At 42.4% G+C, this 17650-nt stretch carries 19 protein-coding genes; 11 read left to right on the plus strand and 8 right to left on the minus strand.

Annotation, left to right across the window (positions count from 1 at the left end):
* Positions 1–121: 121 nt before the first annotated feature.
* From ABM313_RS16100 to ABM313_RS16110, 3 genes are all read left to right on the plus strand, one after another.
* Positions 122–979 carry a hypothetical protein gene (locus tag ABM313_RS16100; protein ID WP_434684189.1) on the plus strand — a complete coding sequence of 286 codons (858 nt, stop codon included), beginning with the start codon at positions 122–124 and terminating at the stop codon, positions 977–979.
* A gap of 475 nt (positions 980–1454) precedes the next feature.
* Positions 1455–1634, plus strand: a complete 180-nt coding sequence (locus ABM313_RS16105; RefSeq protein WP_434684191.1) for a hypothetical protein — start codon at positions 1455–1457, stop codon at positions 1632–1634.
* A 160-nt stretch (positions 1635–1794) separates the two neighbouring features.
* Positions 1795–3876: a ribonuclease catalytic domain-containing protein gene (locus tag ABM313_RS16110; protein WP_434684192.1), complete on the plus strand. Its 2082-nt coding sequence runs from the start codon at positions 1795–1797 to the stop codon at positions 3874–3876.
* Here ABM313_RS16110 and ABM313_RS16115 read toward each other — a convergent pair.
* Complete coding sequence (locus ABM313_RS16115) at positions 3873–4199, minus strand: DUF433 domain-containing protein (protein WP_434684193.1); 327 nt, start codon at positions 4197–4199, stop codon at positions 3873–3875. The two genes, ABM313_RS16110 and ABM313_RS16115, sit on opposite strands and share 4 nt — an antisense overlap.
* A 214-nt stretch (positions 4200–4413) precedes the next feature.
* Between ABM313_RS16115 and ABM313_RS16120 the strand changes: the two genes are divergently transcribed.
* Genes ABM313_RS16120 through rnc form a run of 4 tightly spaced genes read left to right on the plus strand, consistent with a single transcriptional unit; the run spans position 4414 to position 6771 of the window.
* Positions 4414–5037 carry a Swt1 family HEPN domain-containing protein gene (locus ABM313_RS16120; RefSeq protein WP_434684194.1) on the plus strand — a complete coding sequence of 208 codons (624 nt, stop codon included), beginning with the start codon at positions 4414–4416 and terminating at the stop codon, positions 5035–5037.
* 4 nt (positions 5038–5041) lie between these two features.
* Positions 5042–5542, plus strand: coding sequence for a helix-turn-helix domain-containing protein (locus ABM313_RS16125; RefSeq protein ID WP_434683803.1), 501 nt, complete (start codon positions 5042–5044; stop codon positions 5540–5542).
* Between the two features lie 2 nt (positions 5543–5544).
* The gene (locus ABM313_RS16130) at positions 5545–6114 is read left to right on the plus strand and encodes an IS630 family transposase (RefSeq protein WP_434683804.1); all 570 of its coding nucleotides are present in this window, start codon (positions 5545–5547) and stop codon (positions 6112–6114) included.
* A 6-nt stretch (positions 6115–6120) separates the two neighbouring features.
* Complete coding sequence (gene rnc, locus ABM313_RS16135; RefSeq protein ID WP_434688498.1) at positions 6121–6771, plus strand: ribonuclease III; 651 nt, start codon at positions 6121–6123, stop codon at positions 6769–6771.
* A gap of 293 nt (positions 6772–7064) precedes the next feature.
* On the opposite strand, the gene ABM313_RS16140 is transcribed toward rnc, so the two are convergent.
* Genes ABM313_RS16140 through rpsP form a run of 4 tightly spaced genes read right to left on the minus strand, consistent with a single transcriptional unit; the run spans position 7065 to position 9217 of the window.
* Positions 7065–7208, minus strand: coding sequence for a hypothetical protein (locus ABM313_RS16140; RefSeq protein ID WP_434684195.1), 144 nt, complete (start codon positions 7206–7208; stop codon positions 7065–7067).
* 33 nt (positions 7209–7241) lie between these two features.
* Entirely contained in the window at positions 7242–8501 is a 1260-nt protein-coding gene (locus tag ABM313_RS16145) for a competence/damage-inducible protein A (RefSeq protein ID WP_434684196.1), read from the minus strand.
* Between the two features lie 57 nt (positions 8502–8558).
* Positions 8559–8930, minus strand: coding sequence for a KH domain-containing protein (locus ABM313_RS16150; protein ID WP_434684197.1), 372 nt, complete (start codon positions 8928–8930; stop codon positions 8559–8561).
* A gap of 38 nt (positions 8931–8968) precedes the next feature.
* Complete coding sequence (rpsP, locus tag ABM313_RS16155; RefSeq protein WP_094532087.1) at positions 8969–9217, minus strand: 30S ribosomal protein S16; 249 nt, start codon at positions 9215–9217, stop codon at positions 8969–8971.
* 271 nt (positions 9218–9488) lie between these two features.
* On the opposite strand from rpsP, the gene ABM313_RS16160 reads away from it, so the two are divergent.
* Positions 9489–9896 carry a hypothetical protein gene (locus ABM313_RS16160; RefSeq protein WP_434684198.1) on the plus strand — a complete coding sequence of 136 codons (408 nt, stop codon included), beginning with the start codon at positions 9489–9491 and terminating at the stop codon, positions 9894–9896.
* 384 nt (positions 9897–10280) lie between these two features.
* Positions 10281–11249 (plus strand): aspartate carbamoyltransferase catalytic subunit, encoded by a 969-nt coding sequence (locus ABM313_RS16165; RefSeq protein WP_094532089.1) that lies wholly within the window; start codon positions 10281–10283, stop codon positions 11247–11249.
* A 349-nt stretch (positions 11250–11598) separates the two neighbouring features.
* Here ABM313_RS16165 and ABM313_RS16170 read toward each other — a convergent pair whose 3' ends face one another.
* The 3 genes from ABM313_RS16170 to ABM313_RS16180 all read right to left on the minus strand — a co-directional run bounded on the left by ABM313_RS16170 (position 11599) and on the right by ABM313_RS16180 (position 15364).
* Positions 11599–12777 carry an Era-like GTP-binding protein gene (locus tag ABM313_RS16170; RefSeq protein WP_434684199.1) on the minus strand — a complete coding sequence of 393 codons (1179 nt, stop codon included), beginning with the start codon at positions 12775–12777 and terminating at the stop codon, positions 11599–11601.
* 7 nt (positions 12778–12784) lie between these two features.
* Positions 12785–13366: a Uma2 family endonuclease gene (locus tag ABM313_RS16175; RefSeq protein WP_434684200.1), complete on the minus strand. Its 582-nt coding sequence runs from the start codon at positions 13364–13366 to the stop codon at positions 12785–12787.
* A gap of 366 nt (positions 13367–13732) precedes the next feature.
* Positions 13733–15364, minus strand: a complete 1632-nt coding sequence (locus tag ABM313_RS16180; protein ID WP_434684201.1) for a photosystem II high light acclimation radical SAM protein — start codon at positions 15362–15364, stop codon at positions 13733–13735.
* 414 nt (positions 15365–15778) lie between these two features.
* Between ABM313_RS16180 and ABM313_RS16185 the strand changes: the two genes are divergently transcribed.
* Positions 15779–16141 (plus strand): DUF1830 domain-containing protein, encoded by a 363-nt coding sequence (locus tag ABM313_RS16185; RefSeq protein WP_434684202.1) that lies wholly within the window; start codon positions 15779–15781, stop codon positions 16139–16141.
* 2 nt (positions 16142–16143) lie between these two features.
* A complete protein-coding gene (locus ABM313_RS16190; RefSeq protein ID WP_434684203.1) occupies positions 16144–17637 on the plus strand; it encodes an MBOAT family O-acyltransferase in 1494 nt (497 codons plus the stop codon).
* Positions 17638–17650 lie beyond the last annotated feature (13 nt).

The raw sequence follows: 17650 nt of genomic DNA on the forward strand, positions 1-17650 counted from the left end.
TATACCAAGTTAAGAAATGGCTACGCCATTTCTTAACTTGAAAACCCTTACTAGGTTTAGTTTTTAATTCACAAAAGTGTTGCCACACTCTCGTGAATTGGTATTAGAGAATATAAAAATCATGCAATCGAACTACCTACCACCTTTAGAACCGATCGGAGATTTTCGCTCCTACGTTTGTGGGGATGTAGTGATCGATGAGACAGCGGCGATCGCATCGGGCGTATTAATTCAAGCTGATCAGGGTGGGCGAATTACAATCGCGGCAGGTGTATGTATTGGGATGGGTGTTGTCCTTCATGCCCAAGATGGACTTTTAGAAATTGGGGCTGGGGCAAATTTGGGGGCTGGGGTTCTGGTTTATGGAACTTGTAAAATTGGGGAAGGGGCTTGCATTGGAGCTTCGAGTTCAATTGTGCGTGCGGTAATTGGTAAGGGTGCGATCGTGCCACCTTGTTCTTTGATTAGTGGTTTAGAGCAAAGTGCTGTGGAGAAAGAGGCGAGTCCTGCGATCGCCCAAGAATTAGAAATTAGTAAGACTTATACGACACCCACAAACCACTCGTTTACACATACTTATTCATCGGCAAAACCTTTAGCCAATAACCTTGGGCAGGCGACTAGCTTCAATCAAGCAAACTTAAATGGTGCTGATAGTATTGCTGACAATGACAATATAGTTGAACGATCAACGACGGAAACCTATGTGCACACGAGCTTAACCGCAACACCAGAGAGTGTTATTGCTAACTCTGTAGAGTGCACAGTCACGGAAACACAGGTTGAGATTCCCACAGATGCGATCACGAATCAGGGTTTAGAAAATGCTGATGTTTCGAGTAATGAGCAAGCTAATCCAGCCATAAATCCTCTGGAAACTGATATCGCGACCCTTGTAACTGCGAATTCTGCACAAGCTAAAGCCCATGCCCAGTCTCAAATTAATCGCTTCATCAAAAGGCTTTACCCACAAAACTAAATTAACGTAAATCACCCAGTCAGCGCTTTTCGATTTTTAATCAAACCTATACATTAGAAACACATTACAATTCACTATATTTTTACTGCTGTCGCCCCAGATCATATTAATATCTCAAATCACCTAAGCTTAATTAGTTCAGTCTGTAGAGTTTAGTTTTTATGGAAAAAAGTGGTTTCAGGGCGTTATTCCCTAAAATGTTGAAGATTTTTATGTAAATAGGTATTAATCCTCATTAATATCAATAGTGCTGACTGTATGTGACTAAAATCACTCAGGACATGATATCTAAATTACATTTTTACTTTTATATCTCAATTATCATAAATGTAATTAAAGTGATTTTTAGTCGATAAAGCTAAAAATCATTACCATAAAAGTTTATAAACGCGCTTTAACCAAGGCTTCAGAAACAAAAAGAATCAAAGTTTAGTCATTGGGTTTGTTTGGTCAAGATTGTTGGAGGAATATGAAGATGAATAGCACTTTTAGCCTTAAATCTAGTATTGCCTTGCTAGTTTTGGGAACTGCTATGGTCGCAGCCCCCAAACAACCTGTAACATCAACATTAGCTGCTATCAGCGCTTACCAACCTGCGATTGCTGCCTCTGCGGTTGGCGCGATCGCTAGTACTATGCAATATGAAATTGTTTAGTTTAATAAAGTAAAGACAGCGCAAAGTACTTTTTTGCTTTATCCAAAAACTAGAGGCGTTGCAAAGCACCGCCTCTAGTTTTTGGTTTTGTATAGCGACCGCTGTATAAAACGGTAGAATATTAAAGAAAAATTTTGGCTTTGGTGGATAAGGGGCAATTTTGGAAAAAGGTACGCTAGTCGAAGTGAAATTGCATGGCGATCGCCGCCTTGTCGTAATTGATCGTCCTGAAGGTAAAAAACACTTTCAAGCGATCGATGAAAATGGCAATAACCACACTATCCATCCCCGCGAAATTAATTACACCATCAAAGCTAGTGGTGAAAATGCTAGTTTTACCCATTTGCAAATCCCCTCATTTTTGCAAAAAGTTGAAAAATTTCTCGATCCTTCTAGCTTAGAAGTCGCATGGGAAATTTTGATTGAAGATAATCAAGCTACAAATCCCAATGATCTTGCTAGTCTTCTATTTTCAGAATTATCTGCTGTTACTTCCTACGCATCCTATTGCTTATTAAGTAATGACAAAATTTACTTTAAGCAAAAAGGAGATCTTTATGAGCCACGCTCAAGTTCACAAGTCTTAGAGTTAAAGCACCAAGCTGAGGCTGCGGCTCAAAGAGCAAGATTACTTGAGGAGTTTCAACAAAAGATCACCACTAAACTAGCGGGTGGTGAAGTTACTTGGACAGCTAGCGATCGCAGTCGCCTAGATTGTCTAGAGCGTTATGCCCTTCATGGTGATGAAGCCTCGGACAAGGCTGCAGCCCAAGAGCTTCTAAGTTTTGCTAAACGTTCTAAAAATGAACAAGCGGCTTTCCAAATGCTAGTCGATCTCGGTATTTGGAGTGAACATGAAAATCTCAATTTACTACGTAGCCAGATTCCGATTCGCTTTGCCAATGAATTGATTGCCGCCGCTCAAGAATGTTTTACTTCTCCAATTCCTGACAATATGAAGGATTTGCGGCGCGATCTCACCCATCTGCATGTTTATACGATTGACGATATCAGTACCACGGAAATTGATGATGGGCTGAGCATTGAGACTCTTGCTGATGGGAAAAAGCGCATTTGGATTCATATAGCTGATCCGACAAGATGGCTCGATCCTGAAAGTCCTCTGGATAAGGATGCGCGTAAGCGTGGAACAAGTGTGTATTTACCCACGGGCGTGATCCCGATGTTTCCGATTGAGCTAGCGGCGGGTCCGATGAGCTTGATTGAGAACAAGATCTGTCATGCACTCTCTTTTGCCGTTGATCTTGATGAAGTTGGTGCAGTTGCCCGTTATGAGATTGTGGCAAGTTTGGTGAAACCTAACTATCGTCTCACCTATGAAGATGTTGAGGAAATGCTACAACTTGGTGTGGAGGATGACCTCGATCGCCTTGCGGAATTTGCGCGTCTTCGCAAAAAATGGCGCGTTGATCAGGGTGCGATCGAAATTCATTTGCCTGATACCAGCGTTAAAGTTGATTCTAAAAATGGCGATCGCCTCACCTTAGAACTGATGGAAGATACCTTCTCGCGTCAACTGGTTGCTGAGATGATGATCCTCGCTGGTGAAGTCGCCGCCAAATTCGCGCAAACAAATAATATTCCCATTCCCTATCGTTACCAAGAACAACCCGAATTGCCACCCCTCGATACTTTGATGCAATTGCCATCAGGTCCCGTGCGCGAATTTGCAATTTGTCGCTGTATGACCAAAGGCTCATTAGGGCTGTATGCGTCGCGCCATTCAGGTTTAGGTCTGGATGCCTATGCACAGGTAACTTCGCCAATTCGTCGTTATAGTGATCTACTAGCCCATTGGCAAATCAAAGCTTTTTTGCGCGAGGAGCCTTTGCCCTTTACGGCAGAAATGCTCACGGCTATTCTGCAAGCGATCGATCCTGCGATTTGGGATGCGAATCAGGTGGAGAAGCAGTCGGTACGTTATTGGAGTCTAGAATATCTGCGCCGTAACAAAGATGTGGTGTGGGAAGCGCTGATGCTGGACTGGTTGCGCGAAAATGAAAAGCTGGCGCTAGTGCTGATCGAGGACTTAGGCTTGAAATTACCAATGCGAATTAATCGTCAGATTCAAGTGGGCGATAATCTCCGCATTAAAACTGGTGAAGTCGATCCCCGCAAAGACATTATTTATTTCCAAGAGGCGCAGCAATCTACCTCAGTCTTAGAAATGGAGATGGAAAGAGATAGCGATCGCCTCGAATCTGAATATGCAACTCTCTAATTAATTTCGTTTTCCTTAATGGCAAGTGCAATTTCTTCAGGATAGGCTATGGCATAAACCCAAGCATTGGCTAAATCAGTTGCGGAGAGAGTTGGATAATCTTTTAAAAGTTGAGCTTCGCTAATACCTAAGTTACGAGCGTTAACTAACACCCATACTGGAATGCGGGTTCTGACAATACAAGCATCCCCACCGCAGACATTGGGCGTTTTCTCTATTCCTCGCCAAGGACTGCTTAAACTTTGGACTAATATCTGAATCGCCTGTGCTTTTTCGTTGGGCGTTAGGGCAAGTAGTTGTGGCTCTAGATTTTGAAGTGTCATAAAACTGCTACTAACTCAAGAGCACCAGAATAATTAATATCATATTTGAAACGCTCTCTCAATATTCTTATAAATTCAGATCTACAAGAAAATTTTAAGGATGTATTTTTTAAGGAAGGTTGCTAGTCGTATTGCCAAAAACTGACTTATTTAGGTAATTTTAAGCTATAAAATTGCTAGAGTAGTGAAAAACTAGTATGGAGATATTTAGGGAATGGGGGCGAATAATAGAGACAGTATTGGAAAAGCTTTAGAATCTTTGCGTCAAGGACTGTATGTGTATGTTGAGCAAAAAATGCAGTCAGTCTATGGCTCCGATTGGCTACAAAAAGCTGTTTCACTTTTACCAAATCATCAGAAATCAAAACAACAAGCAGAAAACTTTATCCGCGAAGATGTAGCTGCACTGTTAACGGTATTAAATAAAGAATGGGAAAAGGTTTTCAAGGGTAATCTTAATCAGCCTGATCGTGCTCTTGTGACTGAGTTACTCGAAGTCAGAAATCAATGGGCTCATCAAACTACTTTTTTAACCGATGACACATACCGAGCGATAGACAGCGTATGTCGATTGCTTAAGTCTATATCTTCACCCCAAGTGACTGATGTCAATAAGCAGCGCCAAGATGTTCTCCGTATTTTGTCTCAAGAACAAGTAAGACAGGAATCACAACCGATACAAGTTTCTCCTATTATGGAAGCTCGTATTCGGCAGAGACTTGATGGCTTATTGAAACGTATTTCATTTCAAAATGCTTGCCTACTCAATCAAGCTTTAATACCAAAACACAAAGAAGAGGCAACAGATGATATAAGAGAAAAAGGAGAAAGAGGATAACAAAATGGCAGGGGTATATAGATTAGAAATAAGTGAAAGCGAAGAAGAGCTAAAAGAGATGCTAGGGCGGCAGAAAACAGGCTCAGATAAAGAACGAGTGCAAGTATTGTACTTACTGAAAAGCAAGCAAGCTGGCACAGTGCAAGCCGCCGCTCAACTAATCGGGAGAAACCGTAGCACAGTGCAAGAGTGGATCAGAGGATATCGAGAGGGAGGAATAGCAGGAATACTAAGCCATAAACCAAGAGTAGGCAGAATACCCAAAATCCCAGATTGGGCGCAAAAAGCACTGGACAAACAACTGCAACAGGAAAAAGGATTTAATAGCTACGGAGAGATACGACAATGGCTACAGGAAAAACTAGGAATCGAAAGTACCTATAAAAATGTGCATGACTTGGTGCATTACCGAATGAAGGCAAAACCAAAGGTAGCCCGTCCCTATAGCGCCAGTCAAAACCAAGGGCAACGCGAGGAATATAAAAAAAACTCTCGGATAACCTAGCCATGGTGGCATGGTATGCCGTGACCGTGTTGGGATTAACGGGAAAAGTCCGATTCTTTTGTCAAGACGAAACAAGGATTGGTTTGAAAACCATCAGTGGTCGTAAAATAACGGCTCGTGGGGTCAAACCCAAGGCAAAAGTCCAGTGGCAGTTTCAGGCTACATGGTTATACGGCATCGTCGAACCTGCGACGGGAGAAAGCTTTTTCTATGAATTTAGTCATCTCAACACTGACTGTTTTCAAATATTTCTAGACCTTGTATCAGAGAAATTTGCAGACAGCATAATTATCTTGCAAGTTGATCAGGCTGGTTGTCATCGGGCTAAGCGTTTACGATTACCTCACAATATCATTTTGATATTTCAGCCTGCTCATTCTCCAGAATTAAACCCAATTGAGCGGGTTTGGCTACATTTGAAGCAAGGGTTGAGATTTTCTTTACCCAAAAATATGGATGAGTTGCGGCTTTTGGTCAAGAATCGTCTCTCCGAAATGACTAAATCTGTAATTGCTTCTCTTGTCGGTAGAGATTCCATACTGGATGCTCTATCTGTTGCCTCTCTTTTGTGATTTGGTATAACTCATACTTCTTACAAATTTGAGAACCCAAACACAGGTGAAGATAATGAGCAACTAGAATTCATTGGGGATGCCCTACTCACATTTTTAAGTGGAGATTTTCTCTACAGACGTAATCCAGATTTAAGAGAAGGAAAAATGACTGTTTTGCGTTCAAATTTAGTTGATAAGCCTCAATTAGCGGGATTTGCAATTAAATTAGACCTTGGTAAATGGATGCGGCTGGGGAAAGGGGAAGAAAATACTGGAGGACGAAGCAAAATTTCATTACTCAGTAATGTATTTGAATCCGTCATTGGTGCGTATTACTTAGATTCTGGAGTTGAAACAGTCCGTGATTTGGTTTATCCCTTTTTTGAAGAAGTTGTCAATGACTTACCAACTAACGAGGATGCAATTCCACAAATTAAAGATGATGTCAAAGGATGGTTGCAAAAAGTTGTCTTAGCTGTTGGATTTGGTCACAATCCTGGACGTAAACCTCCTGAATATAAGACTATTCGTTCAGGTGGTACTGATGACAATCCAGAATTTACATCTGTGGTTTATGTTGCAGGAAGTGAGTATGGTGTCGGCAAGGATAGTAAAAAACAAAAAGCTGAGAAAATTGCCGCTGAAGATGCTCTGCGAAAACTTGGTTTGCTTTAGATAAATGGAGAAACTTTAGAGCTAATTTAGAAGTCTACACTATAAAGTCACTAAGAATTTTTATGTTTGTAACTACTGATTTTTAATCTGTCATGAACATTGAGAACATAGAGATCTTCTTATAAAGATTTTGCTATCGTCAGAAGCGATCGCCAAATTATCATCATAAAAAATAGAGGCATCATAAAGCTCAACCTCTATTTTTTTATGATCTGATTTTTCGTGAGGCAATCAGCGATCGCTCAACATCCCCCCTAACAAAATATAAGACTCGCTAAGCGAGTCTTATAACCTTAATTGCGACGATCGCGTCGTGAGTTATTTCTTACTGGTATAGGAATCAACTCAGGTTGGGGCTGATTTTGACCCAAAAGGGCTTCCAGAACGCGATTTAGAATTTCGCCGATCTCTTTCAGTGCTTTCTTGATCGCTTTCACTATGCTTGGCTCCCTATCATCGTCTAGGTTTATTTACCCAATCATAACAAATCTTTTCCTAAACAAATCTAAAGCTGACATTACAGTTGCCTTTCTAATCCAATTTCTTCCTCTAGAGGGACTAAAACGCAACTCGATCGCCTCGACTTTACCATCGGGATAGGCGATCCCCACGTAAATCAAGCCTACAGGTTTGGTCTCAGTCCCGCCCGTTGGTCCCGCGATCCCCGTGATGCTAATACCCCAGTCAGATTTGAGCTTTGATTTGACTCCGATCGCCATTTGCTCAGCAACGATCGCACTGACTGCCCCATGCTGATCGAGAACTTGGTGATCGACATTAAGTAAATCAACTTTTACCTCATTGCTATAACTGATCACGCCACCGAGGAAATAACTAGAACTTCCTGATACCTCTGTTAGCGTCTCACCCAGCCATCCGCCTGTGCAGGATTCTGCAACTGCTAGAGTTTGACCACGTTCCAGTAATAGCTTACCTGCCACAGTCGCCAGCGTATCATCATCAGTGCCATAGCAAAACTCACCTGTGAGTTCACGAATCTCGGCTTCGACGGGAGCAATTAAAGCGATCGCCTCTTCTTGAGTATTTGCTCTTGCCGTAATCCGCAGTCTTGCTTGTCCATAATTGGCATAGGGTGCAACCGTAGGATTTTTGAGATCGAATAAATGATTGACTTTAGTCGCTAGCGCTGATTCGGCAATACCCCAATACAGTAAAACCTTAGAGTGAAATGTCCCCTGTCCATAGTTTCTCGCTTGGAGCAAAGGTGCAGCAGTTTGCTCCCACATCGGGTAAAGCTCACTGGGTACACCAGGGAAAGTGAGAATCAATAAATTGGGCTTAGGCTCCCAGATCATCCCGGGAGCAGTGCCAACGGGATTATGTAAAGTCTCTGCACCCTTGGGTAGGAGTGCTTGCTTACGGTTATTGGCGGTAAGCGTTCTGCCCGTTTGCGCTGCCATTTGCTGGATGCGCTCCCAAATTTCGGGACGTTCTTCGAGAGGTGTATTAAAGAAATTTGCGATCGCTTCAGTAGTGAGATCGTCGGGTGTAGGACCAAGCCCGCCCGTAGTGATGATCAAGTTAGAACGGCTAGCCGCAATTTCTAAAGCCTGATGAATGCGATCGGGATTATCACCAACAACGGTTTGATAAAAATGGGGGACTCCCAATAAAGCAAGTTGCTGTGCCAAATACTGAGCATTGCTATTCAGAATTTCACCTAGTAATAGCTCCGTACCAATGCAAAGGATTTCTGTGCCAACACTCATATACTTGATCTCACTAGTTTCCAAAAATAAAAGGGGTGCAAAAGCACCCCTTTTATTTTAAATCTCTCGTCGCTTCGGCTTTTCAACATTAATCCGAGGACGTTCAAATTGAACCTTTTGTCGTTCTGGCTCAGAACGCTCTGTGTTTCGGGTCTGATAGTCGTCCGAATTTGCGTTGGGGGTTGGGTCAAAGACTTCAAATCTAGCACTATGACCAGCTTCTTCGGCTGCGGTCATCACCACTGTCCGAACTGCTTGGATTGTTCGTCCCCCTTTACCAAAAATTCGCCCCCGATCTTCTGGATCGAAAGCAACTCTGATCCAGACGCGATCGCTTTTGCTATTTGACTCAAAATCTACCCGAAGCGCCTCTGGATGAGCTAATAATGGCTTCAGCAAAAAACTAATTAAGGCGTTATAGTCTGGCACAAGTTTAGATTGGCACAAATTGAAATTAATTCAGAGAATTAGGCAGTAACGAGATCAAATACCTTCGCTTTTTCTAAGATGCGACGTACGGTGTCGGTAGGTTGAGCGCCTTGCTTAATGCGAAGCACGATCGCTGGTACATCGAGTTGGGTTTCTTTGGTGCGTGGGTTGTAGAAACCGAGTTCAGCAAGGGGACGACCATCGCGACGGCTAGTACTGTTTACGGCAACGATGCGATAGCTGGCTTCAAATTTCTTGCCAAATCGCTTTAATCTCAACTTCATCATGGGTTTATGGCTCTAGTTTCTGGGGGTGATCTAGTTCAATACTATTTAGATATTTTAGTAGGCTTATTAATATAGCATTATTTTAGGGTTTACAGCCTAATAAATTTTGTTTTGATCTAGCGGCATCTATTGATAATAGTCGCAATAGAGATCTTTGAAAAGCCGATACCGTCGTTCAAAATTTGACGGCTTAGGCAAATCAAAAGTCATAATGAAAATTGCTGGGTTTACCTGTCAAGATTAATACAGTGCTCGCACCAAAGGAAAAAAAATGACAGTCAAAAAAGTGTTTTGTGAATCTAGCGGTACTCGGTATCGATCCTTAAGTGAGTCTAATACCCCTCCAAGCATTACTGTAGATACAGAAAGCCAAACTGTTCGTATTGAAGACGGCTTTAATGGAGGAGATATTACTATCTCTATTAAAGCTTTTAGGGAAGCTAACAAAATCATTTCTCAAATTTCTCCAAATCAAGAAGAGATATTCGATCTTGAGGGGGTGACAGTTGATGTGCATTTCGATATCTTTGCGGATTTTGATGATGACGGTACTCTAGTAATCGATCTTTGCGAACCTGAAAATGTGCGTAAATCTGGGAGTTTGGGAGACGCAGCTTTTGGGATTACCTTCGATGAGTGGAAATTCTTTGTACAAACTGTAAACGAACTATGTCCTTAGAAGCAGAATCGCCACGTCAATTTGCTTTTGCAACAGGTAAAGACGGGTATGACAACGATTGGTGTAAAAAAGTATCACGATAGACTTAAAACACTATTGATAATAATCGTAATAGTTATAGCTAAATCAAATCAAAATTTCCATAGTTATTAGGGCTTTAATTTAGCGCAAAGGGCTGTAAATCGTAGATAATATGATGGTTATCTATGATTTAAACCTGTGCCTTTCTTTCGTCAGTACATTGCACCGTTCATTATTTTTGCCATCTTTTTATTTACGCTAGTACTAGTTAGCTCTCGCGCTTTCTTGCCAGACGACATGGTTGCCCCAGCCCCCATCGGCGTAATTTCGGGCGTATCTTTTATCTCCTAGCTTTAAAGCACCATGACTGAACTTACTTGGCAGCGACGACATGTAATCTCGCTGGCTGATTTTACGCCGAATGATTATGAAACGGTTTTGCAGACAGCCGTTAGCTTTTTAGAAGTGCTGTCGCGTCGCAATAAAAAAGTACCAACCTTGCAGAGCAAAGTTGTCGCTAATTTGTTTTTTGAATCTTCTACCCGTACCCGTAATAGTTTTGAGCTTGCTGCTAAGCGACTTTCAGCAGACACCTTAAATTTTGCCCCTGGGACATCTGCACTCACCAAGGGCGAAACTATCCTTGATACGGCGAGAACTTTTTTGGCTATGGGTACAGATATTATGGTGATTCGCCATCAGTCGGCTGGTGTGCCTTTGGCGATCGCCCGCGATATGGATGCCCTCAGTGGCAAAGTGGCGATCCTTAATGCTGGTGATGGCAAGCATGAACATCCATCCCAAGCTTTATTGGATTTATTAACCCTTTGCATGTATCTCAATCCCAAAGCGCCAACAGCTAAGGATCTAAAGGGCAAAAAAATTGCGATCGTTGGCGATATTTTGCATTCACGGGTAGCGCGATCCAATCTTTGGAGTTTGCTTACTAACGGTGCAGATGTGCATCTAGCGGCTCCGCCAACATTATTACCACCAGAATTTGCCGAATATGGCGCAAAAATTCATTACACCCTTGAGCCAGCCCTTGAGGATGCGGATTTTGTGATGACTTTGCGTTTGCAAATGGAACGGATGGGGCAATTCCTCATTCCGAGTTTGCGGGAATATCATGCGCGGTATGGGATAACTCGCGATCGCCTTGCCAAATGTGCGCCGAATGTCCAAGTCTTGCATCCCGGTCCCGTTAATCGTGGCGTGGAGATTAGCTCTGACCTGATGGATGATCCGCGTTTAAGCTTGATCGATAAACAGGTAACTAACGGTGTAGCGATTAGGATGAGCTTGTTGTATTTACTGGGTACAGCGATTTAAATTCTTGCAAGTTCTTGCAAAATAGGGGCAATTCATAAAATTTACCAAGATCAAGGCGATCGCCTTGATCTTAGGACTGAGACAAAGTTTTGTTGAGGTTACAATCGCGTGAGACTGACTGCCATCGGATCATATTGAAACTGGTCAAGGGTTCCTTCTTTAACGTGAGTTCGACGGAGTAGAACCCGCTTTGTCAAGTTAAGGCATGCGCTTTGCGCCCAAACCCAAACCAAGAGATTTATTTAAGGTGTGGCAAAGCCACACCTTAAATAAATCTCTTGCGTTGCTATACCAAACCCAATCAGGGTTTCCCAAACACAAAATGGCTACGCCATTTTGTGTTTGGGGATTAAATATTCTGAAATCTTCGCAGTATCGAGCATTCAGGTACAGACTGAATAATTGTAGTGATCAGTGTTTTTGCACCAAGCTTTCCAGAAGCATGACTCTGTTCAATATCGGTGATAAGGCTCTTAAATAGAAACAATAAACTTAAACCTAAACCCACAATTTGGATATAGCCTGTAACTGCGGTATTAATTCCCAAGCCTGCACACAAGCAAGCGATCGCCACAGTCAACAACAACCATAAATATTTCTTCTGACTCGCATATTTGCCAATCACCCAAATTACAAATAAGCCTGTAACTCCTCCACTAATCACCCCATCCAGCCATCGCAAAGGGGATATTAATACAGCGATCGCCTCTATGATAAATACGAGAGAGGTGAGCGCTGTTGATGCCTGTAATCTTTGAATATATCTCTGTGAGACTGTGTTTTGAATTTCTAACAGCGATCGCAATACATTTACGGCTAGCAATTCCTTTCCTTCAGTATTCAGCAACTCTAGAATTCTCTCTTTTAAAGCTTGCACATCAGGTTTTGGCTGTTCCCAAATCTCTTGACTATCACGCCCATCACTATATTGGATGCGTACCCTAACAGGTTTGGGTTCTACCGATGTTAAGACAATCTCTTGTGGAGAAATCAGTTTACGCATTTCGACATTCTGCAATGCTTGGTGAATCGCAAGGCGATCACACTCAGGATAAAGGTCAGTTTTATTGAAAATCAGCAAAATTGGCTTATAGAATTTTTGCAGATTGGCGATTGCCTCCTGTTCTAGCCGCGTCATATCCCCTGCAATCACAAACAAGATTAAATCCGCTTGCTTAGCAGCTTCTAGGGCGATCGCTCCCCGCACTTCACCACCCACCTCATCAATACCCTGAGTATCAATTAATCGCAATTGAATTTTGCCGCCAGAGTTCCAATCATACACAGCAACATTTTGAGTGATGCCGTGAATTGCCCCTGTTTCACTCAGTTTTTGCCCAAGTAAAGCATTAATTAATGATGATTTCCCCCGTGATACCATGCCAAAAACAGCGATCGCGATCATGTTTTTATCTAGCTTCTCTGCAAGAAATGATATCTCTGCTAGCTCAGATTCCGTTAATTCTTGATTAAATAAATTTCGATAGTTGACGAGGCGATCGCGCACCTGTGGGAGATAATCTTGCATGAAAGAACTAACCCAGAATGTCACTCAAGTTAATCTCAATTTCTGGTATCACGCCACTTTTAATCACCATATCCCCAGTATAGATAGACTCATCATAAAAACCTTCAACCCAAGACAGCAGCGTAATCTGGCTACGCACAGGATCAACAATCCAATATTCTGCTATCCCTCGCGCTGCATACTCGGAACGCTTAAAACGATAGTCCCTTGCTTCATTTTCATGACCAGCCGACACCACCTCAATTACCACTAATGGCGGTGGCATATCATGGGTAACTGTTCCTTTTTTCGTAGTTTCTAGAGCCGCTCGACATTCTTCACCCAAAATGATCAGATCAGGTATTCTGACTCTTGCTCGACGACCACTTACCTCAATCGAGACTTCTTTGTATCTCAATAAATGGGCAGGGATAAATTTACCTAACGCGAACAATAGACGCATTGATACATCAGAGTTAAAAATTGATTCGGGTGGCATCGCAACTAATTCTCCATCCTCTAGCTCATAGCAAATGTCGCTGCCGTCAACATAGGCATAGTATTCTTCGTAGGATAGATACTTGACTTGGGGACTCGCGGCTTGAACCATAGATGTTATTCCATTCGCTGATTACATATTACTGATGTTACGTGGAACTCAGATGATGAATCTCTTGCTGGTAGCGAAGCAGGGCAACCACGGGGGGATTGCCCCTCCCCAATAATTTAGATTTTTGTAGGGGCTGTGCCCCGTGCCTGCCCTAGACTTAGATGATCGTAGGAATTCTATTCACGTAACATCAGATATTATACCAAATCACAAAATGGCTACGCCATTTTGTGATTTTAAAACCCTTACTGGGTTTGGTTTTTAATTCCCGAAAGTGTAGCCACACTTTCGGGAATTGGTATTACAACTATAGCAATCACCTTTCTCATCACAAAAAAGAAGATTCGCAATGCGAATCTTCTTTTTTTAGACGTTAACTAGTTCCTTCATTGGTGCAGCAAGAGCTTCTTCCAATGGTGCGCGTCCTAGACGCTCCTCTAGAATATCCATCACTGTGCGCCCGAAGTCATCATCATCACGCTTCCATGCTTCTAAACAAACCTCACCAAAGAAAGAACCAAGCGGCTCAGGATTCCAGAGTAATTTCTTGGCTGTCCAAGGCATCATGCTCATGGGATTGTAGTCAGGTTTGAGAATGTTATTTTTGAAAGCATAGTCTTCCAAATGTGTGTGTGGTTGCAAGCCAATAAAGAAGATGGCTGGCTCCACTTTGTCCGCACCAAATATAGATTCCAATTCACGGTGATAGGCGATCGTCTGGCGAATTGTCTCTAGGGTTTCATCAATAACATTAAAGGAATAGTTAACCGATACCAGCTCATTAAAACCTGCGGCTTTGAGATCGCGACAGTTTTGTAAAACGGACTTGAGGTTATAGCCCATTCGCATTTTCCGAACCAGCTCTTGCGAACCGCTAGTGATGCCGATCTCAAAATAGCTCATGCCTGTCTCCACCATTAACTGACAGAGGTAAGGCGTGAGATTATCCGCACGAATATAAGCTGCCCAATGAATATCAGTCATACCCGATGCTTTGACTTTTTCTAATAATTCAACGGCATCATCAATAAATTTTTTGGCAGGAATAAACTGAGCATCGGTGAACCAAAAATTGCGAACACCGCGATCGTAAAGTGTCCGCATTTCCTTGATTACTTCATCAGTAGGATTGATCCGAACTTGCTTGCCTTCGATAACGGTGTAAATGCAGTAGCAACAGTTATGGGGACAGCCGCGCTTAGTTTGGACACCAATATAAAAGTCACGATCGCGAAAATAGTAATTAAAATCTTCCCAAATCGATTCGATATATTCGTAATCACACGCGCTTTTTTCAATCGGTGCAGGTTGCTCATGGATTAATCTAGGGCGAGGCTTTGTTTCGCCGACCACATAGCAGCGATCGCTTTCGATTTCTCGCCCTTGGACTAAGCGCTCCAGCAATGATTCGCCTTCACCTACAGAAATAATCGTCCCCTTCGGCAAAATATTTCCTAACTGCTCATAGAACACACTGACCGCACCACCACCGATCACAGCTCTAGCTTCGGGGTGATAGCGTCTAGCGCGAGCCAATCCGCGTCTGATTAACTGCGAGTTGCGCCAAAGCTCAGTGTAGTAAGAGGTAAATAGACGCAGCCCATTCACGGCTCCCCGTAATTTCTTAAAAGGATTTTTGGCGTAGTAAAACTCAAAGGCATTTTGCAGAGGATTACCACCACGTCCACCTACAGGTGCATAAATCTGAATATCGCGCCACGAGAATACTAATAAGTTTGGTTGAAACTTGTCGATCGCCCGATCCAACGCTGCATAAAAATCGAGGGGTGGCACAGTGCCTAAGTCAAAGATATTTTGCTGCACATGGGGCGCAACCTTATGAATATGATCCGATAAGTAAACCACACCAATCGGAAAAATCGGGTTGCATGGTAGGCGAATGTAGAGAATGCGATCGCAACCTAGGGATGCACCAGATCGATCACTTAGATCACTCGCTAAATTATGGGCATTTGTTATGAAATCAGTGGTGGACATAGGATTTTATCTCTGATCTAAATTTTTTCTTATTGCTTTTATTATTTTTGGAGATTTCACAACAATTTCTAACTTGGGAAATTGAGGAATATTCACCGTTAAGTCTTTACATATCTTAATTATATTCACTTTACAGCTAGTTCGGGAATCATGGGGATCAACAAAGTGGGGATCAAATTAGCGATCGCCGAATTAGTAGTTGGTAGTAGTGTTTACAATCGCTAATTAGCCTTGAGTGTTAGTTTTATGTACAAGCAAAATGGCAAGATTAGTATTCTTGTTAATTTCAAAGAGATCGGCAGGGTCTATTTGGCTTCACTTGGAATATTTTTGGATTTGTGACTAATCTAGGTTGGTTGCATCCCCAAAAAGTCCTATTAATTTTTGCTTAAATAACTTTATATAAAAAACACTATGTCCATACTTGATCCGTTACCTGCTAATTTACATGACAAAATAATTGTCTGCTCCTATGTAAATGCCACCAGCAAAATCCAAATTGCAAGGATTACTGATGTCCCCCAATGGTATTTTGAGCGAGTTGTCTTTCCTGGGCAGAATCTCATATTTGAGGCGATCGCCTCGGCACATGTTGAGATTCATACAGGCATGATGGCAAGCTCCATACTTTCGGATACAATTCCCTGTGTCCAATTACAGGTAGAAGAAGCTAGCTCCACCTTACCAAGCTGGGTTCCGATCAAGTCACTTGACGACAACCCACTTGAGGATCCATCGGTGCTGCTGAACCTGCCTGAACCTGAAGTAGTCTCCTAACGATGGATTTTTTATCCCTCCAGTTTTCTCAGTTTTTGGCTGGCATAAAAATGGATTTTTTATCCCTTGATTATGCTCAGTTCCTGATTATCACAACAATTGTTTATTGGCTCTTACCAAATGTGCAAGCACGCTTGTTAGTTATTTTGACAGCAAGCTTAATGTTTTACTCATTTATCCAGAGACAATATGTCTGGCTGTTGCTAGTTATGTTGGCAGTTAATTACTGGCTAGGAGGAGAAATTCGCAAAGGAGATAAATTCCTGAAGCAGTGGCTGCTGTTTGTGGGGATATTTTTTAATGTGCTGCTGCTATTTGGTTTTAAATATATTCCTTTTGTAGCAACGGCGATCGGCAATATTACGGGTTTACCAGTGGGGAGTTCGCTAGCAATCTGGGCGAAGGCAAACATCGTACCGCCGATCACCCTTAGTTTTTTTGTATTTGAGTTAATTGCTTATCTCATTGATACCTATCGTGGCAACAGCCCTGCTAAGGATTTTTTAAATTTTGCTGCCTATAAATTATTTTTTGCCAAACTTCTATCTGGACCCATTACCCGCTATCAAGAATTTGCACCACAATTAGTCACGCGATCGCGTCCCGTCTTACCTGATATTGCTGAGGGTGTATGGCTATTTGCCTGTGGAGCCGTCAAAAAGGGGATCGTCGCTGACAATATGGCTAGACTCGTCGATCTCACTTTTCGGAATACGGAACGCGCAGGTAGTGTTGACCTATGGTTAGCACTCTTTGCTTATGGCATTCAGATTTATTGTGACTTTAGCGGCTATATCGATATGGCACGCGGTAGCGCCTTGTTATTAGGGTTTAAGCTGCCTCAAAATTTTGATTTCCCCTATTTCTCTGCCAGCATCTCCGATTTTTGGCGACGTTGGCACATGACCCTCGGCGCATGGATGCGAAATTATCTTTATATTCCCCTCGGTGGTTCTAGGGGTGGGCTTTGGCGCACTTGCCTAAACTTGATGATCATTATGCTCGTAGTCGGAATCTGGCACGGTGCAAACTGGGGCTTTATTATTTGGGGAGTCTGGCACGGTGCGGCGCTGGTAGTCCATCGCCTCTGGATGGAAGTTTGCAGCGTGTTTGAAGGGTTACATAAAATCTGGAAACCTATACCGATGCAGATTTTAGCAATTGTGATCACGCAGTTAGTGGTCTTTTTAGGCTGGATTCCTTTCCGTTTACCCAACTTAGCCGACACCAATATGTTTTTACAAAGACTTTGGGGCTACGAGAGCGATCCTCAGTTTGGCGTAAAAATCTATGTGGAGTCCCTCGGCATTACGGTGGGGCAAATCTCGTTATTAATGTTTGCGATAGTTCTTTTGTCACTAATTGCCTATCGCTGCGATCGCGCCAAGTGGCAGTTAAATTGGCAAGTAAAATTATTCCTAGTCCCCGTTAGCCTATTTCTAGTCAGTATACTCAGCCCTGATAAGAAGCTCCCATTTATCTACTTTGATTTTTAGATTTTATTAACTG

This window comes from Pseudanabaena minima str. Chao 2107 (assembly GCF_051131155.1).
Taxonomy (GTDB): domain Bacteria; phylum Cyanobacteriota; class Cyanobacteriia; order Pseudanabaenales; family Pseudanabaenaceae; genus Pseudanabaena; species Pseudanabaena minima.